This is a genomic window from Arthrobacter citreus (assembly GCF_038405225.1).
Taxonomy (GTDB): domain Bacteria; phylum Actinomycetota; class Actinomycetes; order Actinomycetales; family Micrococcaceae; genus Arthrobacter_B; species Arthrobacter_B citreus_A.
Genome location: NZ_CP151657.1, coordinates 970,712 through 994,071 on the forward strand (window position 1 = coordinate 970,712; position 23,360 = coordinate 994,071).

A 23,360-nucleotide genomic window follows, 5' to 3' on the forward strand; every position below is an offset into this window, starting at 1 on the left:
CGCCTGCCGGTCAGCGGCCGGCGGCCAGGGCGTCCGAAAGCGTCATGAACTCCGGATCGATCTTCTGTTCCTCTGGATGGGCGTCGTACCAGGCCACCATTTCGGCGGCCCCCTCCGCAAAGGGAATTTCCGCTGCGAAGCCCGGCACCAGGGATTTGATCTTCGAGTTGTCAAAAATGACCGAATGGGATTTGTCGCCGAGCAGGCCCGGGCCGCGCCGGGGGTCGCGGGCGGCAATGGTCTCCGAAGCCACGTGGACCAGGTCCGGCTCCGGCACGCCGGCTGCGGCGGACAGGATGCGGTATACCTCGTTCCACGGCAGGAATTCGTCAGAGGTGATGGTGTAGCTGTCGCCGATTGCCTCGCCGCGGCCCAGCAGCCCGGTGAAGGCCCGGGCGAAGTCGCGGCTGTGGGTCAGTGTCCACAGCGAGGTGCCGTCACCGTGCACAAGCACCGGGAGGCCGGCCCGCATCCGGTGCAGGTCCGTCCAGCCGCCCATGAGGGGAATCATGGTGCGGTCGTACGTATGGGAAGGCCGCACCACCGTGCCCGGAAACCCTTCCTCCCGATAGGCCGACACCAGCAGGTCCTCGCACGCGATTTTGTCCCGGGAATACTGCCAGAACGGATTGCGCAGGGGAGTGGACTCAAGGATCGGAAGCCGGGCCGGAGGCTTCTGGTATGCCGAAGCTGAACTGATAAACACATACTGGCCGGTCCGGCCCCGGAACAGGTCCATGCCGGCGGCGAGCTGTTCCGGGACAAAGGAAATGAAGTCCGCGACGGCGTCGAACCGGCGGTCCCGGAGAACTTTCGAAGCGGCGGCCGTGTCACGGATGTCGGCGTGCAGCACTTCCACGCCGGCCGGAGCAGGCCTGGCGGAGGAGACTCCGCGGTTCAGCAGAGTCACCTGATGCCCCAGCCGGCTGGCATGCGCGGCGACCGCCGAGCTGATGACTCCGGTTCCGCCGATGAGAAGAATGTCCATGTGCGCTTCCTGACTGGCCGTAGCAGCCGCGTCGGGGAAACTTCGCGGCACGGAGGAAAGTCCGCAGGCCCATTCTGCAGCAGAATCCGGTTTCTGTCCCGCTGCAGGCTCCGCGTGCTGCCGGCTAGGACGACGGCGGGGCCCCGGCTTCCGGGCCGGCACCGGGTCCGGTGTCAGCACTGTGTTCGCCCGTGCGCTCGCCGAGACCGGTCTTCCGGCCACCGCTGGAACGCCTGCTCACAGCCGATGCCCACACCCAGGTGGCCCGCCGGATACCGGCATCGGTCCACAGCACCTGCACTGCCCTGGCGTTCCAGGTGCATGCTTCGCCCTTCACCCGCTCAGCCGCGTTCGGGAACCGGATCCAGGCCCAGACAGGAATGCCCGGCACCGAGGTGGTGGCGGGATGGTGCTCAAAATCCAGCTCTTCCGGTGTGAGTTCAAGGGGCTCCGCGCGCCGGGCGTAGCGGGCGGCGAGCCGTTCCGCCGCTTCCTGATCCATGCTTAAAAGTAGAACACATATTCGAACACCTGGATGTTCCGAAGTAAGCCGCTCCCCGATGCACAATGGGAGCATGTGCGGACGTTACGTGATGGCCAAGGCAACATCCGATCTGGTGGCCGCCTTTGAAGCCGAGCAAGCGGTGGGGGAGGACGTTGCCCCATCCTGGAATGTGGCACCCACTGATGATGTGCGGATCGTCACCGAGCGCGCGCGGCGGCGCGTGGAGGGCCGCGGCGGCGGGAACGACGACGGCGGGAACGACGGCGGCAAAAACGACGGGCGCCCGGAAGGCACGGAGTCCGGGGACGCCACCGTCCGGCGGCTGGCAACCGCCAAGTGGGGCTTGGTTCCCGTGTGGGCGAAGGACGCGAAGATCGGTGCCCGGATGATCAACGCCCGCCGGGAAACTGTCCTGGAGAAGCCCGCGTTCCGGAAGGCGGCAAGAAAGCGCCGCGCTCTGGTCCCGGCGGACGGATACTACGAGTGGGAAAAATCGGGCTCCGCCAAGATTCCCACCTACCTGTACTCGCCGTCCGAGGATCCACTGGCGTTTGCCGGGCTCTACGAATACTGGCCCGATCCATCGCTGCCCGAGGACCATGAGCACAAGTGGCTGGTCAGCTTCACCATCATCACCACGCAGGCCAGCGATGCGCTGGGGCACATCCACGACCGCACGCCGCTGATTGTTCCGCCGGACCTGTATGGAGACTGGCTGGATCCGATGCTGGCCGAAACTGCGGACGTCCAGCAGCTGCTGGACGCGGTTCCCGAACCCGTGCTGACTCCGCGCGTTGTTTCCAGCGAAGTGAACTCGGTCCGCAACAACGGGCCCCAGCTGATCCTTCCTGCAGGTTAGCCACCTCCGGAAGGATCAGCTGCGGAAGGACCCGTTGCGGAAAACCATCTGGAGCTACCAGGCGTAGTCCTCCGGTGCCGTGCGGTGGCCCGGGAAAATGGTGTCCAAACGGCTAAGCGTGTCGGCGTCGAGCTCAACCTCCAGTGCCTTCAACGCGTCGTCGAGCTGGTCCTGGATCCGGGGACCGACAATCGGCGCGGTGACGGCTGGCTGGTGCAGCAGCCAGGCCAGGGCGAGAATGCCCGGAGCAACCCCGAGTTCATCGGCGAAGTCCTCGTACTGCGCCAGGGCTTCCCGGTGGGTCTCCAACGCCTCCTTGGCCCGGCCCTCCGTGCGGCGTCCGCCCTGTTCAGTCTTCTTCAGCACACCGCCCAGCAGTCCGCCCTCCAGCGGCGACCACGGCAGCAGTCCCAGACCGTAGTGCTGGGCTGCCGGAATAACCTCGAGCTCGACAGTGCGACTGATCAGGTTGTAAATGGACTGTTCACTGATCAGGCCGTTGAAGTTCCGGCGGCGCGCAGCCTCCTGGGCCTGGCTGATGTGCCAGCCGGCAAAGTTCGAGCTGCCGTTGTAGATAATTTTGCCCTGCTGCACGGCCACATCCATGGCCTGCCAAATTTCATCCCAGGGCGTGTTCCGGTCAACGTGGTGGAACTGGTAGAGGTCAATGTAATCGGTCTGCAGGCGTTTGAGGCTCGCGTCCAGCGCCCGGCGGATGTTCAGCGCCGACAGGAACGTGTCGTTGGGCCGCTCGCTCATGGATCCATAGAGCTTGGTGGCAATCACGGTGTCTTCCCGCCGTCCGCCGCCCTTGGCGAACCACCGGCCCACAATTTCCTCGGTCCAGCCCTTGTTCTCGCCCCAGCCGTAGACGTTGGCAGTGTCGAAAAAATTGATGCCTGCCTCACGGGCGGAGTCCATGATGGCGTGTGCGTCTGACTCCTCGGTTTTGGGCCCGAAGTTCATGGTGCCCAGGCACAGGCGCGAAACGCTCAGGCCGGACCGGCCCAGATGGGTGTACTGCATAAAATCCTCGCTTGGAATAGTCATCGGAAGTTCAGCGCATCACGGAAGCGCTGGGTGCAGGACCCATTCTGCGGGGTCCGGCGCGCCGCGGCTAGGGGTACCCTGTGGCCCCCACCGGGAAATAGGGTGGAAACCAACCGCTACGAAAGGCAGCCATGAGCCACCCACATGTTCCCGGCGTGACGCTGAACAATGGAGTTCGCATTCCCCAGCTCGGATTCGGCGTTTTCCAGATTCCGGAGGAAAACACCCAGGAGGCTGTTGAAGCGGCGCTCGAAGCGGGGTACCGGCACATTGACACCGCTGCGGCCTACCGGAACGAAGCAGGTGTGGGTGCCGCGGTTGCCGCTTCGGGCATTCCCCGCGAGGACCTGTTCATCACCACCAAGCTGCGCAACGGGGACCAGTCCAGGGCCCGGGCCGCCTTCGAGGACAGCCGGGCCGCGCTGGGCCTTGACCAGGTGGACCTGTACCTGATTCATTGGCCCGTCCCGTCCCAGGGCTTGTTCCTGCAGGCGTGGAAGGACATGGAACGGATCTATTCCGATGGCTTGGTCCGCGCCATTGGTGTTTCCAACTTCCTTCCCGAACATCTGGAGGAGCTAACCGGTGCCGCCGACGTCGTGCCCGCCGTGAACCAGATTGAGCTGCATCCGACATTCGCGCAGCGGGCGCTCGCGGACGCCACCCGCCGCCACGGCATTGCGGTGGAAGCCTACAGCCCGCTGGGGCAGGGCGAAGACCTGGAGAACAGTGCAGTCCTCGAAATTTCACTTCGTCACGGGGCAACCCCGGCCCAAGTGGTGCTGGCCTGGCATTTGGCTTCAGGGAACATCGCCATCCCCAAGTCCGTGACACCGGAGCGCATCCGGGAGAATCTCGAATCCGTCAGCGTGGAGCTCACCCCGGCCGAGATGGAGCGGATCAATGAGCTCGACGCCGGCATGCGGCTGGGAGCGGATCCCGCCACGGCGTCCTTCAGCCAGTACTGAGGTAGCCTGAACAGCAAAACCTGAACTCCAAGGAGGCCCCGTGCCCGAGTCGTATTACCGCGCCCTGGGCGAGGACAGCTTTGAATCCACCATCCACACCCAGGGTGCCTGGAATGACCATGAGCAGCACATGTCACCTGTTGCCGGCCTCCTCGCCTATGCGTTGGAAAACTGCAGTCCCCGCGAGGACATGCGCCTGGCCCGGATCAGCTACGACATCCTCGGTGTCATTCCCCGCGGCACCTTCGATGTGCGGACAAAGATCCTTCGGCCCGGACGAACCATCGAACTGCTCGAAGCGGAGCTGATCGCGGAAGGCCGGACGGCGGTGCGGGCCACCGCGTGGCGGCTGGTCAAGGGTGCGACGGCGGAAGTTGCGGCCCTGGAGGATGCCCGGATGCCGGGACCGGACGGCCTGGAAACGGCTCACGGCATGACCCAGTGGCCCGGGGACTTCATCGGTTCTCTCGATTTCCGCGCCGTTGACGGCCTGCGGCCGGGCCGCGGCCAGGTGTGGGTGCGCACGCCGTACGACCTGGTTGAGGGCGCACCCGCCAGCGATCTTGTGCGCCTGGTGGGTCTGGTGGACACCGCCAACGGCATTGCGGCGCGGGTTCCCCCGGGCGGGGACAGCTACATGTTCCCCAACGTTGACCTGCAGATCCACCTCCACCGCGCGCCCCGCGGCGAGTGGCTGGGGCTGGACACCAAGGTCACGTTCGGCGCCGACGGCATTGGCCTGACCTCCTCGGTGCTCCACGACGCCGAAGGCCCCTTTGGGCGCAGCGAACAGATCCTGACCGTGCGCCGGCTCGGCCTGAATGCCTAGGCTGCACCGTGCCGCAGGACCCGCAGCCACCCCTCGCCGTCGTACGCCAGCAGGCCTCCCTTGGTGCCGCCGGCGACCTGGATTTTGCCCTCGCCATGCTCGATGCCGCCCGTGCCGGAAACCTGGGTCCCACGCTGCGGCTGTACCGGCCGCAGCCAACTGTGGCGCTGGGCCAGCGCGATGCCCGCCTTCCCGGATTCGACGCCGCTGCCGCAGCCTGCAGGGCCCAGGGCTTTGAACCGCTCGTCCGCAAGGCCGGCGGACGTGCCGCTGCGTATCACCGCGGCTGTTTGGTCCTGGACCATGTGGAGCCGGACAGTGAAGGGGTGGCGGGTTCCCGGCCGCGGTTCGCCGCCTTCGGGGAGCTGTATGCCTCCGCGCTGCGCGCGGCCGGCGTTCGTGCCGCGATGGGGGAAATTCCCGGTGAATACTGCCCGGGGGAGTTCACCGTCCATGGCACCACCGGAACCGGACGGAAGATCAAGCTCGTCGGAACGGCCCAGCGCGTGGTCGCCGGGGCCTGGCTCTTTTCCTCAGTGGTTGTGGTGCAGGATGCGGCGCCGCTGCGCCGGGTCCTCACCGGCTGCTATTCGGCGCTGGGCCTGGACTGGAACCCGGAGACCGCCGGGGCGGCGGAGGACGCCGGCACGGCAGGGACCAATGTTTCGGTGGACGGCGTCGAGGCGGCGCTGATTGCCGCCTATTCCGCTTCCCGGCCGGTGGTCCCCGGGAGTTTCGAAACGCTGGCAGCCTCCCTGGACAGTCACAGCGCCACCGTGCAAAATACCGCTCCAGTCCAGTAATCTGTGCATCGATCAGTAAGCTTGCTTAAGGTTCTGCACACCGCCGTACGAAGGAAGATCCGTGGCCATCAACACGACCAAAAAAACCTCAGCTAAGAACACGACCAAAAACACCGGCAAAAACGCGCTGGAAAACACGGCCCTGCGCCTCAGGGCGGTGCTGGAGGTCCTGGCCGCCGAGGACCCGTCAGCAGAGCGGCGGATCAGCCGCGGAGAAGTCCTCTCCGCAGCTGTGACCCGGGTGCCGCTGGAAGGCCGGGAATCAGAACTGCTTGCCAGCGGCGCTGCCCGCGGGGAGCGGGCCCTCGCCACCGCCACAACCAAGCTGGTCAAAGCCGGCTGGATCATTAAAGAGGGCAGGGCAGGCTGGAGCATTACCGCACATGGCCGCCGGGCCCTGGAGGACTTCCCGACAACAACCGAGCTGCTGGCGGCCATGGACAGCCCCGCCCCGGCCACAGAGGGCCCTTCACCGGCGGACGTCGAGACAGTTATTGAAGAGGCACTGCAGGAAGCCGTGGCTGTGCCGGAGGCTCCGCAGGAACAGCACGGGGCGCATCAGGGGACGGAAAGCCCCGAGCCGTCCTTCCCTCAGCCCGGCGCCGTCACAGTGGCCGGGAACTTTGGCGGCGTCCTGGCCGGCGCGGACTGGAATCCGGCGGGCACAGAGCTGCAGCTCACCTTTGACCGCAGCGACGAGCTGTGGAAGCTGACCATGGACCTTCCGGCCGGACAGTATGAGTACAAGGTGGCGCTGGACGGTTCCTGGGAAGAGAACTACGGCAGGGACGGGCACCGTGACGGCGCAAACCTGGAGATGACGCACGACGGCGGCCCGCTGACGTTCCTCTATGACCACGCGACACATCTGGTCATCACGAAGCCGGACGTCAACGGGTAAGGTCCCGCGGCGGAAGCGCGCGGATGCCCCCGGCCCGCGGGCCGGACTGGAAGCTAGCGGTCCGCCGCCTCCGGCGTCAGGCCGTGCCGGGCCAGGAAGCCCAGCACCGTGTCGGCCACAACATGCCAGCTGTGGTCAATCACCAGCGAATGTCCGCTGCCGGCAAACTCCAGGTACTCGGTGGGGGAAGGGGCGGACCGGTACCGCCGGGCCGCCGCCCGGACCACCGGGGCCGGAACTACGCGGTCTTCGCCGGCTCCGGCCAGCAGCAGCGGTCCCCTCGCCGCCGACGTGTTGACCCGCGCGGGGGAGCATGGATTGACGTTGGCATGTGCGGCCTGAAACAGCGGCCGGCCCGGTGCGGGCATGACGCAGGTGGCGTGCAGGTCATTGGATTCGCGTTCCGAGACCGCGTTGGCGTAGGTCCTGCGGAAGTGCTGCGGGGACTGGCGGAGGATCCTGCGCCGGTTCAAGGGGTTCCACAGCAGGGGCAGTGATGACCACAGCTGGACCGGAGAGAATCGCAGCACACCGCGAAACCGGGTTGGTGCCAGCGCCGCGGCTCCCGCTGCCGCACCGCGGGCGAGCAGCTGCTGGGCCACCAGCCCTCCCAGCGAGTGCCCCACCACTATGGGCGGTCTTCGCAGTCCGCTGATGAATTCCTCGTAGTGGTCCAGGACCTCCCGGAGACCGGTTCCGGCCATGGGGCCGGGGAAGGCATTGGCCGCGGGCAGGGCTTCGGGTTCGCCCGGCCAACCGGGAGCCACCGGGTCATAGCCGTGCTCGCGGAACAGGTCCAGCCACGCGTCCCAGCTGCTGGCATGCAGCCACAGCCCGTGGATGAACACCACGGGCATGCGGTCTTCGGGGCGCACCGAATCCGAATCCGTGGAGGGAAAGGGGGTCCGCAGGCTCCCGGCAGGGCTCATGGTCAGTGCTCCTCGCATCGGAATGCTCCGGTCCGCCGCCCGGATCTGCTGGCCAGTCTGCCATTGTTGGCTCGCGGCGCGGTAGGTGTCAGGACCCGATCAGGCGCACCGGATCAGTGAGGAACCCGGCCGGTTCACGGACCCACCACACGCCGTCGGCCCTGCGTTCAGCCCGTGTGGAGAACCGGTACCGGTACATCCTGGCCCGGACCCAGCGCGGCGGCGCCCCTTCGAAGGGGTCATGGCGCAGCAGGGCCAGGGTCCGCCGGTCACCCTCGAGCAGTTTCTGCAGCAGGACCGGAAACCAGCTGCTGCCGCCGGCACCCAGGGCAAGGAACCACATCAGCCAGTCCAGGCGCAGATGGTACGGAGCAAACTGGCGCGGCATCCGGGACGGATCACCGGGCTTGCCCTTGAACCCGTATTCCAGCCACTTGGCGTCCGGGCCGGGCTGATCGAGGGTTCCCTCGATCACCACCTCGTTCCGGCGGCGGGTAATGCTGCCAAAGGCGCCGTAGGCGTTGGACAGGTGCCAGCGGTTAAAGCTGGCGTTCATCAGCTGATTGCGGCTGAACAGGTTCCGCAGCGGCTCCCAGGCCCAGTAGAGCATCAGCACGGTAACGGCCAGGACAACGACGGCGAACCACACCGGCGTTGCTGCCGGATCCGGTGTTCCGGGCGAGGTCCCGGGCAGCAGTGCCTGCAGCATGGAGTCCGGCACCGCGCTGAAGGTGATCAGGATGGTCAGCACATTCAGCCACGCAAAGTTCCCGGACAGGACCAGCCAGGCCTGGGTCAGGATGACCACCGCGGCGGCAATTCCGGCCACCGGCTGCGGGAAGAACAGGAAGAACGGAACCACCAGCTGGGCAAAGTGGTTGCCCAGGACTTCGGCCTTGTGCAGCGGCTTGGGCAGATGGTGGAAGTACCAGCTGGCGGGGTTTGGCATCGGCTGCGTCTCGTGGTGGTAATACAGGGCGGTGAGGTCCCGCCAGACCGGATCGCCGCGCATCTTGATCAACCCTGCGCCGAATTCCAGCCGAAACACCAGCCAGCGGAAAAGGAACAGCACCGTGAGCGGGGGAGCAACGTCAGAGGAGCCCAGGAACGCGGCCAGGAAGCCGGCCTCCAGCAGCAGGGATTCCCAGCCAAAACCGTAAAACGTCTGGCCGATGTTCACGATGGACAGATACAGGAACCAGATCAGCAAAAAGGCGGCCATCGGAAGCCATGATGGACCGGACTGCGGCAGCCCGGCTACCAGCAGTGCGGCGACGGCGGCGCCGGCCCAGGCCACGGTGAGCAGCAACCGGTCCGAGTAGTGCCAGCGGAACAGCGTGGGAACGCCCCGGCCCCGCACCCGGTCAAGATAGCGCGGTGCCGGCAGCAGACCATGCTCACCCAGCAGCGCGGGGAACTGGTTGGCCGCGGAAATGAAGGCCAGCAGGTACACGGCGGCGATGCCGCGCTGCAGTACCTGGCGCCCAATTTCGTATCCCTCAGCGCTGAACCACTCCATGGCACCTCAGATTAGCTCCAGCCGGTGGTGGACGCTGCCCCTTCCGCAGATGCTTTGTGGTGGCCGGCGCCACCCCGGCGCAGGAGTCCTAAGCTGAAACAGGAGCTTAATACCAGACCCCGGGAGGTGCCGAAAATGGCAGAATCGCGCGTCCTTGCCCTCATCGTGGCCCACCCGGACGACGACGCCTACGGCCTGGCCGGAACGGTGGCGCTGCACGAACACGACCCGGGGTTCCGCTTTGTCCTGGTTCATGCGACCGACGGCGGTGCCGGAACGATCGATCCGTCCTACCCGCCAACCAATGAGCCGCTCGGCCTGATCCGCCGGCGGGAAATGGAAGCCGCGTGGACGGCGCACGGCAGGCCGCCGGACCGCCACGAGTGGTTGGACTACGACGACGGCGGGGTGGCGCAGGTGCCGTTCGGGGAACTGGTGGAGCGGATTGAGGGCATATTGGCGCAGGAGCGCCCCGACGTCGTCGCCACCTTTGGTCCCGACGAGATCACCGGGCACCCGGACCACATTGCCGTCGGTGCGGCCACGGACGCCGCCTTTACGGGTCTTCGGGCCGACGGCGGCCCGGGGCTGCGGCGCCTGCTGCACGGCGCCATGCGCCGCTCCACTTGGGAGCGGTGGAACCGCGGCAGGACCAGCCGCGGACTAAGTCCCTGGGACGAGCGCAGAATGTATGACCTGCGTCCCGTTCCGGATGAATGGATCGGCGTGGAGGTGGATGTGGGCGCCGTGGCGCACCGGATCGTGGCCGGGCTGATGGAACACCGTACCCAGCGGTTTATGGTTTCCCCCGGTGTGTCCCCGGATGCGGAAGAGGACGCCGGCTGGGCCCGTTCCGTCTCCGTGGAGCCGCTGGTCATGGCCTGGCCGCCGCGCCAGCCCGGGGCACCCGTACTGGGCGATGTGTTTGAGGGGCTGGACTAGAACCGGAACAGGGAGGTGATTTCCTGCCTGACATCATCGACATAAACATCGGTGCGCTCGTCGAAGAAGGACACCAGATCTTTCAGCTGCGCGGAGTCGGGGAGCACTGATTCGTAGGACCAGGCCAGGTCCGTACCTTCCGGCCTGCCGGTCACCGACCAGTAGTTTGCCGTTCCCTTGTACGGGCACACCGACGTGGTCAGGGACGCACCAAGGGCATCCCAATCCACGTCCTCCCGGGGAAAATACGTGCGGGGAGGGAGCATCGTTTCATAGACGAACAACGGCTGGTGGGTCTCGGCGAGCAGCTGGCCACCCAGGTGCACCCGCACGGACCGTGACGACTGCCGTGCATCGACCCGGTGGAAGGGATCCCGGGGGTGCCCCTTGATCTCATCGTCCTCTTCCAGCCACCGGTCAAAGGCGTCAAAGTCCAGCACCACGTAATCTGCCAGATCGGGGTCGTCGGCCCGGAAGCCGGCACCCGGCAGCCCGTGCGATCCCGCCTGGAGGTCCAGGGGCTGCCCTGGTGCCGTGTGTGCGGAAAACGGATAGCGCGGGTCCATCAGGGCGTTCGGCGGCACGCCGGCCAGCGGATCCTCCGGGCCGGCGTCGTGCGTTTTTAGTTCGGCACTGATGTCCCGCGCCGGCACCGCATAAACCGGTGTTACCCGCCGGGGCTCGTACACCAGGTACGCATGGTCGGAATCGACCACTGTGTTGTTCCCGAGCTGGGCGCGGACCCGGCGTGGTGTCGGTTCAAACCGCAGCTGGGGCAGTAATTCCCAGAAAGAAGGGCTGATCTGTTGGGCCATATGATCAGTGTCTGGCGGCCCCGGACCGGAATCAAGACCCTGGGGGTGCGGTCCGGTCCTCGATCACCTCAGCACTCCAGCGCTCCACACCCTCCCCGGAGACAAGCACCTGGAAAGGGTCCGTGACCTGGGACGGGAAGGAATTGGCGAAGACGCGGCTGCCGTCGGAATCACAGGGAATGGTGGAACCCACTCCGATATCCGGCATATCGACCTGCAGCTCACCGCTGCCCTGGCATGACATCACAACTTTGAAGCGTCCGGTGCTCGATGCCATGCTGTCGAAGCTGCCGAGCGTGGTCTGGTTTTCCAAGGAGCCGAGGACAACTTCACTGTAGGTGGCGTCACCGGATGGCGCTGGCTGCAGCGTCGGAAGCGGAGTCGGGGACGGTATGTGGGTGGGGCGGGGCGTCTTTGATGATGCCGCTGCGGTTGGTTCATCAGCTGCTGATTGCGCTGATGAACAGCCCGTTACCAGCAGGGCACCTGCCAGTGCCAGGGTGGTGGCTGAGTTCACGCGTCGTGCGGTCCGTGCCATGGTTCCCCCTCATCGAGGAAGGGCGCTCCGTGCAGTCCAACCGGAGCATCCTCCGACTTATGACCAGCTGCGCACGAATCTGCGTCAATCTGCGTTGCCGTGCGCTGGAGCTGCTGGTCAACGAATTCGCCCCACGCTAGCACAGGCACTAACCGGGGTTTTCGGGCTGGGCCGGTTGGGCGGGCCGTTAAAAGGCTGATGCGCGCCGGATAGCCGGCGCGCATCAGCAGATTCAAACGTGTGTCGGGCTCCGGCCAAACAGCCGGGAGGGGAGTGCCCAACGGCTGGTTCTAGTGGCCCCGGGCGATCCATTCCTCCAGCTGCGGGGCTTCCGCGCCGATGGTGGTGGAATCCCCATGCCCGGTGTAAACCCGGGTTTCCGACGGCAGCGTCAGCAGCCGTTCCCGGATGGACTCGATGATGGTCGGGAAGTCGCTGTAGGAGCGGCCCGTGGCGCCCGGACCGCCGGCGAACAGCGTGTCACCGCTGAAAACCACGGGGGCTCCGTCACCCGGTGCACCGGAGGCGAGCAGGAAGCACACCGACCCGGGGGAGTGCCCCGGGGTATGCAGTGCCTGCAGCGTGATCCCGGCAACCTCGAAGATGTCGCCGTCCTCGATCTCACCGTCGGGCCCCTCGTCCGGGAACACCGCATCCCAGAGCATCCGGTCCGCGGCATGCAGGAACACGGGGGCGCTGAACAGTTCACGGGCATCGTCCACGGCGCGGATGTGGTCGTCGTGGCCGTGGGTGAGAAGAATGCCCATGACCTCCCGGTCGCCGACGGCAGCCGCGATGGCGTCCACGTCGTGGGCCGGATCGATGATGATGACCTGGGCCTCATCGCCGACAATCCAGACGTTGTTGTCCACATCCCAGGTTCCGCCGTCGAGTGAGAACGTTCCCGAGGTAATGACGTTGTCGATGTGCACGCCCATTTAGAGCACCACCACCGAACGCAGGACCTTGCCGTCATGCATCTTGGTGAAGGCTTCCTCAATGTCGCCCAGGCCGATGCGCTCGGACACAAACGCATCCAGGTCCAGGCGTCCGAGCTTGTACTGCTCCACCAGCATCGGGAAGTCGCGCGACGGCAGGCAGTCGCCGTACCAAGAGGACTTCAGCGATCCGCCGCGGCCAAACACGTCGGCCAGCGGAAGCTCGATCTTCATTTCCGGGTTGGGCACGCCCACCAGGACCACGCGGCCGGCGAGGTCGCGCGCGTAGAAGGCCTGCTTGTAGGTCTCGGGACGGCCGACGGCGTCAATGACCACGTCCGCGCCGTTGCCGCCGGTGAGGGCACGGATGGCCTCGACCGGATCTTCTTCCTTGGAGTTGATGACGTGCGTGGCGCCCTGGGCTTTGGCCAGCTCCAGCTTCTTGGCGTCGATGTCCACGGCGATGATGGTGGTGGCGCCGGCCAGCTGGGCGCCGGCGACGGCGGCAATGCCCACCCCGCCGCAGCCAATGACGGCCACGGATTCTCCGCGCTTCACCTCACCGGTGTTGATGGCGGCACCAATGCCGGCCATGATGCCGCAGCCGAGCAGGCCCACGGCGGCGGCGTCGACGTCGTCGTCCACCTTGGTGCACTGGCCGGCGGCAACCAGCGTCTTCTCGGCGAAGGCTCCGATGCCCAGGGCGGCCGTCAGCTCAGTGCCGTCTTCCAGGGTCATCTTCTGCGTGGCGTTGTGCGTGTTGAAGCAGTACTGCGGCTCGCCCTTGCGGCAGGCCCGGCATTCGCCGCAGACGGCGCGCCAGTTCAGGACCACGCGGTCGCCCGGCGCCACCTCGGTGACATCGGGGCCGACGGCGGATACCACGCCGGTTGCCTCATGGCCGAGCAGGAACGGGTAATCGTCGTTGATGGCACCCTGCTTATAGTGCAGATCCGTGTGGCAGACACCGCAGGTAAGGATGTCCACCAGGGCCTCACCGGGACCCGGATCCGGCACCAGGATGGTTTCCAGAGAAACCGGGGCGTTCTTTTCCTTGACGACTACTGCCTGAACCTTGTGAACCATATGCGTGTGCTGCCTCTCGAATGTCCGGGCGGAGCGCCGATGTCCGGCGTCCCGCGTTCCATCCTATGAAGCAGGACGGCCGTGCGCGAAGTTGACGCGTCCGGGTTTGCTGCCCCGGGCGCCGGGGATGCCTAGAGGCCCAGGCGGGACTTAACCTCGGCGGCGGAGGGATTAGTGGCCGATGAGCCGTCCGGGAAGATGACGGTGGGAACGGTCTGGTTGCCGCCGTTGATTTCGGCGACCAGCTCCGCGGTGCCGTCCACGTCCTCGATGTTGACCTCGGTGTACCCGATTCCGGCGGTGTCCAGCTGGGACTTCAGGCGGCGGCAGTAACCGCACCAGCTGGTGGAGAACATGGTGATGGAACCGGCGTCGGGGGTAAAGGCTTCAGCTGTGGCGGCCATGGAAGGCTCCTTTTCGTTCTGGGCTACAGGGACTGACCCGTACAACAATGGCCGGCATGGTTCAATTCCCGGGGCAGAGCCGGTTCAATTCCCGCGGGTACACCGGTGCGACTGGTGCGGGCGCACCAGAGCTGTACGAAGCCGAGATGAATTGTTGGTCGAGCCAGTCGGCAACTTCTATTCGTTGCTTATCCTGCTCTGCCCGGGCCACAGTACGCAGCTCCGCTGCTGCAGCGATTATCTCGTCTCGGATGGCTTGTAGGTTGCGCTGGTGTCGATGGCCCATTCGCAAATCCAATGGTGGCAAATATGACGGCAGAACCCGAAACCATTGTGACAAGGAGGGTCCACAATGACAGACTCTCGGCTAGCCGTTCGCTGAAAACGCGGAAATCCGAGCGGTTGCCTCGATGAACACCAGGAGTAAAACATGCCACCTACACCGAGCAATGCAACGCTTGAGGAAATTACCAGACTGATTAACTTTGAAACGGTCAGCCGCGACAGCAATCTTCCGCTGATCGACTACGTGGGTGAACGCCTGAATGCTCTGGGCATCGAATCAAAGCTGGTCCACGATGCCACCGGGCAGAAGGCAAATCTACTGGCCACCATTCCCGCAGGGGACGGCACGCGGACCGGCGGCATTGTGCTTTCCGGGCACACCGATGTTGTTCCGGTCGACGGACAGGACTGGAGCTCCGATCCGTTCACCCCTCAGATCCGCGACGGCAAGCTGTATGCCCGGGGTGCCTGTGACATGAAGTCCTTTATCGGCGTGGTGATGGCCAAACTCGACTCGATGGCCGCGGCGAAACTCAGCGAACCCATCCACCTGGCCTTCTCCTACGATGAGGAAGTTGGCTGCATCGGAGCGGTTGACCTGGTGGCGGCTATCACCGCCGATGGCCTGAAGCCGCGCGGCGCCATCGTGGGTGAACCCACGTCCATGCGCGTGGTGCGGGGGCACAAGTCGGTCAATGTCATCAAGGTGGATTTCCACGGTATTGCAGCACATTCCTCGCTGACCACCCAAGGGGTCAATGCCATTTCCGCGGCCGCCGACTTTGCGGCGTTTGTTGATGCCAAGGCCAAGGAATTCGCCGGCACCGGCGCCGCCGATGAAGCCTATGTTGTCCCGTACACCACCACCACGGTAAACCAAATCCAGGGCGGCATCGCGGTAAACACCATCCCGGCACTCTGCACACTGAACTTTGAATTCCGCTCCATCGGTGCCGATGACCCGGTGGCGCTCATTGAAACCTTCCGTGCCGAAGCACTACGCATCGAGGCGCTCATGCAGGCCCAGAACCCAGAAGCACGCGTCGACTTCACCGTGCTGGCCCAGACCCCCGGGCTCGATACTCCCGCCGAGGCCTCGATAGTCTCCTTGGCGGCAGAACTTGGCGGAACGCCTAGCCCGGACAAGGCAACCTACGGCACCGAGGCGGGCTTGTTCTCCAACGCCGGCATTCCCACGGTTGTCTGCGGGCCCGGCGACATTGCCCTGGCGCATGCACCCGATGAATTCATCCCTCTGGAGCAGATTGCCGCGTGCGAATCATTCATCGACAACCTTGTGGAAGCACTCACCGCCTAGCCTGCCACCCCTCACGCCACCAGGAGCACCTTATGAGCGCACCAGCGACGATAACCCCGAAGCAATTTCAAGACGCCAAGAAGGCGGTGATCAGTAGCTCGATCGGCGCCGCCCTTGAGTGGTTCGACATCATCGTCTACGCAACCTTCGCCACCGTCATTGCCAAGAACTTCTACCCGGATTCAGATCCGGCGTTCGCACTGATTCTGACCTTTGCCACTTTTGCGATTTCATACGTCATCCGCCCGCTGGGCGGCATGGTGCTGGGCAGTTACGCGGACCGCAAGGGACGCAAGAGTGCCCTGACGCTGACCCTGCTGCTGATGATGGTCGGGACGCTGATCATGGCCGTCGCACCCACCTACGCAATGGTGGGCATGTGGGGCGGGGTCATCATCCTGCTCTCACGCCTCATCCAGGGATTCTCTGCGGGTGGCGAATTTGGCACCGCAACTGCATTTCTGATTGAGACGGCACCGCATAAGAAGGCGTTTTATTCCTCCTGGCAGGTGGCAAGCCAAGGCGCCGCGATGGTGCTGGCCTCCGGCTTTGGCTTCGCGCTGACCGAAGGGCTCTCCGAAGAGGCGCTGAACAGCTGGGGCTGGCGTGTACCGTTCTTCGTCGGCTTGCTCATAGGTCCGGTAGGGCTCTACATCCGCGCCAAGCTCTCGGAAACCGAGGATTTCATTCAAAGTGAAAAGGTAACCTCGCCCGTCAAGACGCTTCTCGTGAATCATTACGGGCGCCTTCTTGCCGCTTCGGCTTGCGTTGGTGTTGCAACAATCTCCGTGTACATGATCCTCTACATGCCGACGTTTGCCGTGACGAACTTGGAAATCCCCGCAACCGCGGCATTCCTTGGCGGCGTGGTCGCCGGTCTCGTCACCCTCGTGGGCGTGCCGTTTGTCGGTCATCTGGCGGACCGAGTGGGACCCGCAAAGGTGATGACCTATGCGGCAATCGGCGCCCTGCTCCTTGCCTGGCCGCTGTTCCAGCTCTTGGTCAACAATCCAACGGTTCCAACACTTGTGATCGTCATCGGCTTGCTCGGCGTGATCATGGCGTTCTACTTCGGGCCGCTTCCTGCCTTGCTCTCCTCGCTGTTCCCTGCAGCAATTCGAGGAACCGGACTGGCAATCACCTACAACGTTGGGGTGACGCTGCTGGGTGGCATTGCGCCGCTGGTGCTGACCTGGCTGCTGGACGTCACCGGGTCGCTGAGCGCGCCGGGCTTGTACTACATGGCCATCGCCGTGATTTCCCTCGTTGGCTTGTACTTCGTGAGAACACGTTACAGCCAGCCTTAAGCTCTGGGCATCAACGAGCGGTTCACTTGTAATCCCCGGAAGGCCCCGTTTCTCTGCCAATTGGCAGCGAAGTGGGGCCTTCGCCGTGGGGGCGTTACAAGGCTATGACACCGCAGCTCAGCGGGCGTCGGCGCGTTCCTGGTGTTTGCTTCCGCCCCGGGCCGCGGGGAACAAGGCAAACTGGAACCATGTGCGGACGTTATGTAATGGCGAAGACGACGGCGGACCTTGTGGCCGAGGCCGAGGCGGAAGCTGACGCCAACCTGGAGCTTCGCCAATCCTGGAACATCGCACCGACGTCGGACGTGCCGGTGGTGCTGGAACGGTTCATTGGCGGGGCGTCCGGAAATCGTCCGGCCCCGGGAGGGACCGCCGCCGCGGGCCGGCCCGTGCGCCAGGTGCATGTGGCGCGCTGGGGCCTGGTGCCGGGCTGGGCCCGCGATGCCTCGGCCGGTGCCCGCGCCTTTAACGCCCGCAGTGAAACCGTCCTGGAGAAGCCCACCTTTCGCGACGCCGTCATCTCCCGCCGCTGTGCCGTTCCGGTTCAGGGATATTACGAGTGGAAAACCGGACCAGGACGCGCCAAGCGGCCGTTTTACGTTTCCCGCAGTGACGGGGCGCTGACCTTTTTTGCCGGCCTGTATGAGTGGTGGCGCGATCCGGCCAAGGCCCCCGGTGATCCGGGCAGCTGGCTGCTGTCGGCGTCGATCCTCACCACCGCTGCACCGGACCCGGCCGAAGCCACTGCATCGGGACAGCCACCGGTGCTCGCCGCCTTGGGGGAGCTGCATGACCGCATGCCGGTGCCGATGGACCGGGGGACCATGGCGGCGTGGCTGGACCCTGCGGCTCCCGACCCGGCGGCCCTGGTGCACCGGGTCACCGCAGAGGCACATGCCACCGCCGCGGAGTGGAGCATGACCGAAGTGGGGCCGGCCGTGGGCAGCGTCCATAATGACGGGCCACAGCTGCTGGCGGCTCCCGGGCCGGACTCCGCTCCGGAGCCCGCGCTGTTCTAAGTGCGGGGCGGCTCCGCGGCATCCGCCGTTTCGATGACCTCGATCGTGACGTTGCCGTGCTCGTCAATGCTCAGCCCTGGGTTGTAGCAGACCTCCCAGCGGTACCCGTCGGGATCCGTGAAGTAGCCCGAATATCCGCCCCAGCTCATTTGGGTTCCCGGCGCCGAGATGGAGCCGCCGGCTGCGGCGGCCTCGGCCAGGACCGCTTCCACTTCGGCGGCTGATCCCACGTTGTGTCCCAGGGTTACCGGGGCGGCGCCCGCCTCGCCCATCGGGCCGGCTTCGGCGGCCAAATGATCGCGCCGGAAAAAGGCCAGCAGCAGTCCCGGACCGACCTGGTAGAAAATCACTTCCTCGGGCACATACTGGGCTGCTTTCCACCCGAGGCGGGAGGAGTAGAACGCGTACGTTACTTCGAGATCCCGCACGCCAACGGTCATCACGGAAAGGGAGGGCTTCACCCTCCAGATCTTCCCACCTCCGGGCCAATAAGTTCCTGTTTTACGCCCGGTGATCCGTGCCGGGAACCGTTCGCACGGCACTGGAGTGTTGACGATGCCGAAGCGGGCGAGCTTCATGGACATAGAACCGGGCACACGGGTCAGCACGGAACGCGGCTCGATCCATTGCCTGCCTTCCACAGCGAGAGGCAGTGGCTGTTCATGAATTCTTCAGTACCGCGGCATCTGTCCGGCAGCCACCAGACGGGAAATGGAACCGGCGGCGGGAGCGGAGCCGGCGGCGGGAGCGGGACCTCCGGCGGGAGTGGAACCGGCGGCGGACGGACCGACCGGCGCAGCGGCTGGGCCCGTTTGCTGATTCCGGTGGTGCTGATCATCGTCTGGTTCGGTGTGGGCGGCATTGGCGGACCCTATTTCGGCAAGATCAGCGAAGTCGCGGACAACAACCAGACCTCATTTTTGCCCGCAAGCTCGGAGTCCACGCAGGTGGCAAAGCTGCAGGAGGAGTTTACCGACAGCAGCTCGATTCCCGCCGTCGTTGTGTATGTGAACAATGACGGCCTGACGGAGGCGGACCGGGCCTACGTCACCGGCCGGGTGTCCGAGTTGTCGAAGGTCAGCGGAGTTGCGGGCGAGGTCTCCCCGCCCCAGTTCTCCACCGACGGCAAGGCAGCGGAAATCTTTGTGCCGGTGCAGGATAATGACAGCGCCACGGCCACCGTGGAGGAGCTGGGCAACGTGGTGCGGGACGGCATCCCCCAGAGGCTGGAAAGTTACGTCACCGGACCGGCCGGACAGCTGGCGGACATCACCGAGGCCTTCGGCGGCATTGATACCTCACTGGTTCTCGTGGCGGCCCTGGCGGTGCTGGTGATCCTGGTGGTGGTCTACCGCTCGCCCCTGCTGCCTTTCCTGGTTCTGTTGACCTCGATCTTCGCCCTCTCCGCCGCCATCCTGGTGGTCTATTACCTGGCCAAAGCCGGAACGCTGACCGTGAACGGCCAGGTGCAGGGCATCCTGTTCATCCTGGGCATCGGCGCCGCGACGGACTACTCGCTGCTCTATGTTTCCCGCTTCCGGGAGTCGCTGCGGGACCACGAGGGACGGTGGGATGCGACCTGGGCGGCGTTGAAGGGAACCTTCGAACCGGTCCTGGCCTCGGCCGCCACGGTAACCGCAGGTCTGCTCTGCCTGCTGCTCAGCGACCTCAATTCCAACAAGGCCCTGGGGCCGGTGGCAGCCATCGGCATCGGATTCGCTTTCCTGGCCGCGATGACCCTGCTCCCGTCACTGCTCTTCCTTTTTGGGCGGGCAGCCTTCTGGCCGCGCCGGCCCGCGTTCGGCTCGCCGCACCCAGACCGGGACGGGAATTCCCCCAAGGGGTTCTGGCCACGCGTGGCCCGGACGGTCAAGGCGCGTCCGCGCCGCACCTGGGTGATTCCCACCCTGGTGCTCCTCATTGCGGCAACAGGGCTGCTGCAGCTGCGGGCCTCCGGGGTGCCGCAGAGCGATTTTGTGCTTGGACAGACGGAAACCAAGGAAGGGCAGCAGGCCCTGAGCGAACATTTCCCCTCCGGCTCGGGAAGCCCTGCTCTGATAGTTGCTCCGGAAGGCGAGATCGACGCCGTCGCCCGCGCCGTGCTGGCCGTGCCCGGCGTGGACGCCCTGGCCGTGGATGCCACGGGCACTCCGGCAGGGGAACTGCCGGTAACCACCGACGGCGTGCAGGCCTCTCCCGTGCCAGGGACCTCGGGCACACCGAAGGTGGTGGACGGAAAGGTTCTGCTGGAAGCCACCCTGAAGGAAGCCGCGGAGTCCGACGCCGCCGAGCAGACGGTCACCACCATGAGGGAGGAGGTGGCCGGGATCGGGGATGTGCTGATTGGCGGGGTGACGGCCACGACCATCGATACCAACGCTGCGGCCGCCCATGACCGGGACCTGATCATTCCGGTGGTCCTGGTGGTGATCCTGTTCCTGCTGATGCTGCTGCTGCGGGCATTGCTGGCCCCGTTCCTGCTGATCCTGACGGTGCTGCTGTCCTTCGGGGCCACCATGGGCGTTTCGGCCCTGGTCTTCAACCACGTTTTCCGCTTCCCGGGCGCAGACCCCGCCGTTCCGCTGTTCGGGTTTATCTTCCTGGTGGCCCTGGGCGTGGACTACAACATCTTCCTGATGACACGTGTCCGGGAAGAAAGCATCATTCACGGCACCAGGGAGGGAGTGATCCGCGGGCTGTTGATCACCGGCAGCGTCATTACCAGCGCCGGCATTGTCCTGGCCGCCACGTTTGCCGCGCTGGGAGTAATCCCCGTGCTGTTCCTGGCGCAGCTGGCGTTCATTGTGGCCTTTGGCGTCCTGCTGGACACGCTGCTGGTGCGCTCGCTGCTGGTGCCCGCCCTTTCCTATGACATTGGCCCCGCGATTTGGTGGCCTTCGAAGCTGTCCCGGGCGCCGCAGGGGCAGCACCGCCAGGGGCTGTCGGGGCATGCGGGAGCCGGTTTCGCCGCCGGTCAAAACGGTCCAAACAACGGGGGACGTTAGTCTAATGGCATGGAAACCCATGATCATCAACGATCCACGACCTGTCAGCTCGACAACGTACGGACGGCAATAGACGAGATTGACGAGGACATTGTGGCGCTGATTTGGCGCCGTGAACGTCTGGTGCGCCTGGCCGGTCCGTTGAAGGACAACGATGCCCAGGTGAAGGCTCCGGAGCGGGTGGAGGAAGTCCTGGAACATGTCCGCACAGCAGCCGAAGCGCAGGACGGGGACCCCACGGTGGTGGAAGCGACCTACCGGGCCATGATCGACGCTTTCATCGACTACGAGCTCAAAGTGCGCCGCGATGCCGAGACCCAGGCCAAGCTGGAGGCCTTCGCCCGCAGCTAGCTGAGCCGGAGCCGCGCCCCTACAACCGGCCGGCTTCCCACCGCGGGGCCGCCGAGCCCAGCGGACCCGCGGGAACGTCCCAGTGCAGGTGCGGCTGCGGGCCCGTCCCCTCGAACCGGACCGGAGGCGCCAGGCGAAGCCCGGGACCCCAAAAGGTCTGTTCCGGCACCTGTTCCAGTGGTTCCGCTGGCGCCCAGAGCGGTGTACCGCCCCCAGCGGTGCCCTGCAGCTGTGCCGCTGTCCGGGCCAGCGACAGCCGGGCCGAGACAACGGTCCCGTCCAGCCGCTGCCGCCAGGCCTGCAGAGCTGCTGCGGCGGTGAGATAGCCGGTGGCATGATCCAGGGCCTGCACCGGCAGTGGCCGGGGAACATCCGCGCCAAAATACTCCATGCCGGCGCGGGCAATTCCGGTGCTCATTTGCACGAGGGAATCGAATCCGCGCCGCTGCGCCCACGGCCCGGACCAGCCGTAGGCGTTGAGCGAAACCTCAACCAGTCCGGGGCTGATCTGCTGCAGATGCGAGGAATCAAGCCTCAGCCCGGCGAGAGCTCCAGGCCGGTAACCGGAGACCAGAAGGTCGGCTCCCGCCAGCAGTTCCCGGATGCGCCGGGCGCCGGACGCTGACCTCAGGTCCAGCATGGCGCACCGTTTGCCGGGAGTCAGCTCCACTTCAGCCGCCGGCTCGGACCAGCCCAGCGGATCAATGCGCAGGACATCGGCGCCCAGCGCGGCCAAAAAGCGTGTTGCCACCGGTCCGGCAATGATCCGGGTCAGATCCAGAACCCGGACACCGGCAAGCGGCCGCTCTGGCGGGGACTGCGGAACCAGTCGGGGCGCGGAACCGAGGCCGGTCCAGGTGATCAGCGGTTCTTGTGCCACCGCAGCGCCGGCCGGATGCTGCGACCATTCCTGAACGCTCCGCATCCGGGCAGCACAGCCTCCTGCGGATAGCACTGCCCTTTCCAGTGGCTCTCCGGCCCAGCCGGCGACGGCGGCAGCCACCGTCCCGCGGTCCGGCACCGGTTCCATGGGAAGCCCGAGCGCCGCGAGCGCGGCCTGCCGGTGGTGAGGTGCGTTGGTGTGCAGCCGGATCCATCCGTCGGCACAGGGATAGTCTCCGGCCAGGGAATCCCAGGGCGGCGGCAGCTCCCAGCCCTGCGGGGTGAAGGACCCGGCGAACCATGCCAGCGCAAGGTCCGGATCAACCACAGCGGCTGTCTGTCCCCCCAGCCGCGTGGACAAATCTGCTGCAGCGGTTCCGGCCTGTTCGACAGCCCACGCCGCAAAGGAGCGGACGGGGAAAGCGGACTCCAGGGGCATGGCCCATCCCTTCCTGCGTGGCAGAGGTGCTGCCTGTAGGGTACGGTACTCACACGCCAAGGGGGCCTCCGTCACAGGCGGGGCAGCGGGAGGACAGGCATGGACCATGGATGAGGAACAGCAGGCGGCACCGGAACAGTGGCGTGCCGTTGCTGCGGCGCTCGCTGACGAGCGCAGGCTGCGGCTGTATGCGCGGGTGATTGTGGCGGCCGAACGCGGGACACCACTGGACGGGCAGGACTTGGAGGCCAAGGAACGCAAGTCATTGGCTGCCCTGCAGAAAGCCGGGCTCGTATCCTCCGGAGCCTGTGATGTGCAGCCGGTGGGAGGGATTTTTGCCCGGCTGCTGGCCAGTGGCAAGGAACCGCCGGAGACTTCGGTGCGGAGATTCCTCGTGGACGGAAAGATTTCCACCTATCCGCGGCGGCAGGCGGACCGGCTGGAGCTGCTTCATTACATCGCCGGGCACGTCTTCGAAACGGTCCAGGCACCTTCCGGAGAAATGCCGGTACTGAACGAACGCGGCATTACCGAACGGCTCGCGGAGTATTCGAACGATCCGGCCGCCGTTCGCCGCTACCTGGTGGACGAGGGCATCGTCATGCGCAATCCGGAAGGGTCGCGCTACTGGCTGGCCAGCCCGCGCCCTGCGGACGGCTGGGAGTTCGCCGGCTGACAAG

24 protein-coding genes are annotated in these 23,360 nt (G+C 65.6%); 12 read left to right on the forward strand and 12 right to left on the reverse strand.

Annotated features, from left to right (window positions below):
* Positions 1-10: 10 nt before the first annotated feature.
* Complete coding sequence (locus AAE021_RS04525; protein WP_342024435.1) at positions 11-988, reverse strand: NAD-dependent epimerase/dehydratase family protein; 978 nt, start codon at positions 986-988, stop codon at positions 11-13.
* 124 nt (positions 989-1,112) lie between these two features.
* Positions 1,113-1,490, reverse strand: coding sequence for a hypothetical protein (locus AAE021_RS04530; RefSeq protein ID WP_342024436.1), 378 nt, complete (start codon positions 1,488-1,490; stop codon positions 1,113-1,115).
* Positions 1,491-1,563: 73 nt separating this feature from the next.
* On the opposite strand from AAE021_RS04530, the gene AAE021_RS04535 reads away from it, so the two are divergent.
* Positions 1,564-2,352: an SOS response-associated peptidase gene (locus tag AAE021_RS04535; protein ID WP_342024437.1), complete on the forward strand. Its 789-nt coding sequence runs from the start codon at positions 1,564-1,566 to the stop codon at positions 2,350-2,352.
* A 54-nt stretch (positions 2,353-2,406) separates the two neighbouring features.
* Here AAE021_RS04535 and AAE021_RS04540 read toward each other — a convergent pair whose 3' ends face one another.
* On the reverse strand, positions 2,407-3,378 hold the full coding sequence (locus AAE021_RS04540; protein ID WP_342025310.1) for an aldo/keto reductase: 972 nt from the start codon (positions 3,376-3,378) through the stop codon (positions 2,407-2,409).
* 155 nt (positions 3,379-3,533) lie between these two features.
* Between AAE021_RS04540 and AAE021_RS04545 the strand changes: the two genes are divergently transcribed.
* The 4 genes from AAE021_RS04545 to AAE021_RS04560 all read left to right on the forward strand — a co-directional run bounded on the left by AAE021_RS04545 (position 3,534) and on the right by AAE021_RS04560 (position 6,903).
* Positions 3,534-4,370, forward strand: a complete 837-nt coding sequence (locus AAE021_RS04545; protein ID WP_342024438.1) for an aldo/keto reductase — start codon at positions 3,534-3,536, stop codon at positions 4,368-4,370.
* A 40-nt stretch (positions 4,371-4,410) separates the two neighbouring features.
* Positions 4,411-5,199 (forward strand): thioesterase family protein, encoded by a 789-nt coding sequence (locus AAE021_RS04550; RefSeq protein WP_342024439.1) that lies wholly within the window; start codon positions 4,411-4,413, stop codon positions 5,197-5,199.
* 8 nt (positions 5,200-5,207) lie between these two features.
* Positions 5,208-6,002 (forward strand): lipoate--protein ligase family protein, encoded by a 795-nt coding sequence (locus tag AAE021_RS04555; protein WP_342024440.1) that lies wholly within the window; start codon positions 5,208-5,210, stop codon positions 6,000-6,002.
* A gap of 61 nt (positions 6,003-6,063) precedes the next feature.
* Complete coding sequence (locus tag AAE021_RS04560) at positions 6,064-6,903, forward strand: glycosidase (RefSeq protein ID WP_342024441.1); 840 nt, start codon at positions 6,064-6,066, stop codon at positions 6,901-6,903.
* 53 nt (positions 6,904-6,956) lie between these two features.
* Here AAE021_RS04560 and AAE021_RS04565 read toward each other — a convergent pair whose 3' ends face one another.
* Complete coding sequence (locus tag AAE021_RS04565; protein ID WP_342024442.1) at positions 6,957-7,832, reverse strand: alpha/beta hydrolase; 876 nt, start codon at positions 7,830-7,832, stop codon at positions 6,957-6,959.
* An 88-nt stretch (positions 7,833-7,920) separates the two neighbouring features.
* Positions 7,921-9,351 (reverse strand): lipase maturation factor family protein, encoded by a 1,431-nt coding sequence (locus AAE021_RS04570; protein WP_342024443.1) that lies wholly within the window; start codon positions 9,349-9,351, stop codon positions 7,921-7,923.
* Between the two features lie 135 nt (positions 9,352-9,486).
* Here AAE021_RS04570 and AAE021_RS04575 point away from each other — a divergent pair, with 135 nt between their 5' ends.
* Positions 9,487-10,293, forward strand: coding sequence for a PIG-L family deacetylase (locus AAE021_RS04575; RefSeq protein ID WP_342024444.1), 807 nt, complete (start codon positions 9,487-9,489; stop codon positions 10,291-10,293).
* Here the strand turns inward: AAE021_RS04575 and AAE021_RS04580 are convergent.
* The 5 genes from AAE021_RS04580 to AAE021_RS04600 all read right to left on the reverse strand — a co-directional run bounded on the left by AAE021_RS04580 (position 10,290) and on the right by AAE021_RS04600 (position 14,074).
* A complete protein-coding gene (locus AAE021_RS04580) occupies positions 10,290-11,108 on the reverse strand; it encodes a DUF427 domain-containing protein (protein ID WP_342024445.1) in 819 nt (272 codons plus the stop codon). The genes AAE021_RS04575 and AAE021_RS04580 overlap by 4 nt on opposite strands.
* Before the next feature lie 31 nt (positions 11,109-11,139).
* Positions 11,140-11,646 (reverse strand): hypothetical protein, encoded by a 507-nt coding sequence (locus AAE021_RS04585; protein WP_342024446.1) that lies wholly within the window; start codon positions 11,644-11,646, stop codon positions 11,140-11,142.
* Positions 11,647-11,936: 290 nt separating this feature from the next.
* A complete protein-coding gene (locus AAE021_RS04590) occupies positions 11,937-12,584 on the reverse strand; it encodes an MBL fold metallo-hydrolase (RefSeq protein ID WP_342024447.1) in 648 nt (215 codons plus the stop codon).
* Positions 12,585-13,670, reverse strand: coding sequence for an S-(hydroxymethyl)mycothiol dehydrogenase (locus AAE021_RS04595; RefSeq protein ID WP_342024448.1), 1,086 nt, complete (start codon positions 13,668-13,670; stop codon positions 12,585-12,587). It lies immediately after the preceding gene.
* A gap of 131 nt (positions 13,671-13,801) precedes the next feature.
* Complete coding sequence (locus tag AAE021_RS04600) at positions 13,802-14,074, reverse strand: mycoredoxin (protein ID WP_152217934.1); 273 nt, start codon at positions 14,072-14,074, stop codon at positions 13,802-13,804.
* Positions 14,075-14,504: 430 nt separating this feature from the next.
* Between AAE021_RS04600 and argE the strand changes: the two genes are divergently transcribed.
* The 3 genes from argE to AAE021_RS04615 all read left to right on the forward strand — a co-directional run bounded on the left by argE (position 14,505) and on the right by AAE021_RS04615 (position 18,003).
* Positions 14,505-15,677 (forward strand): acetylornithine deacetylase, encoded by a 1,173-nt coding sequence (gene argE / locus AAE021_RS04605; protein WP_342024449.1) that lies wholly within the window; start codon positions 14,505-14,507, stop codon positions 15,675-15,677.
* A gap of 32 nt (positions 15,678-15,709) precedes the next feature.
* Positions 15,710-16,984, forward strand: a complete 1,275-nt coding sequence (locus tag AAE021_RS04610; RefSeq protein WP_342024450.1) for an MFS transporter — start codon at positions 15,710-15,712, stop codon at positions 16,982-16,984.
* Positions 16,985-17,172: 188 nt separating this feature from the next.
* Entirely contained in the window at positions 17,173-18,003 is an 831-nt protein-coding gene (locus AAE021_RS04615) for an SOS response-associated peptidase (protein ID WP_342024451.1), read from the forward strand.
* Here the strand turns inward: AAE021_RS04615 and AAE021_RS04620 are convergent.
* On the reverse strand, positions 18,000-18,464 hold the full coding sequence (locus AAE021_RS04620) for a VOC family protein (protein ID WP_342024452.1): 465 nt from the start codon (positions 18,462-18,464) through the stop codon (positions 18,000-18,002). The genes AAE021_RS04615 and AAE021_RS04620 overlap by 4 nt on opposite strands.
* A 201-nt stretch (positions 18,465-18,665) precedes the next feature.
* Between AAE021_RS04620 and AAE021_RS04625 the strand changes: the two genes are divergently transcribed.
* Both AAE021_RS04625 and AAE021_RS04630 read left to right on the forward strand, forming a co-directional pair.
* Positions 18,666-21,008, forward strand: coding sequence for an MMPL family transporter (locus AAE021_RS04625; protein WP_342024453.1), 2,343 nt, complete (start codon positions 18,666-18,668; stop codon positions 21,006-21,008).
* A gap of 9 nt (positions 21,009-21,017) precedes the next feature.
* Positions 21,018-21,359: a chorismate mutase gene (locus tag AAE021_RS04630; protein WP_342024454.1), complete on the forward strand. Its 342-nt coding sequence runs from the start codon at positions 21,018-21,020 to the stop codon at positions 21,357-21,359.
* Between the two features lie 19 nt (positions 21,360-21,378).
* Here the strand turns inward: AAE021_RS04630 and AAE021_RS04635 are convergent, their stop codons facing one another.
* Positions 21,379-22,680: a CoA transferase gene (locus AAE021_RS04635; protein ID WP_342024455.1), complete on the reverse strand. Its 1,302-nt coding sequence runs from the start codon at positions 22,678-22,680 to the stop codon at positions 21,379-21,381.
* A gap of 106 nt (positions 22,681-22,786) precedes the next feature.
* Here AAE021_RS04635 and AAE021_RS04640 point away from each other — a divergent pair, with 106 nt between their 5' ends.
* Positions 22,787-23,356: a DUF2087 domain-containing protein gene (locus tag AAE021_RS04640; RefSeq protein WP_342024456.1), complete on the forward strand. Its 570-nt coding sequence runs from the start codon at positions 22,787-22,789 to the stop codon at positions 23,354-23,356.
* Positions 23,357-23,360: the final 4 nt, after the last annotated feature.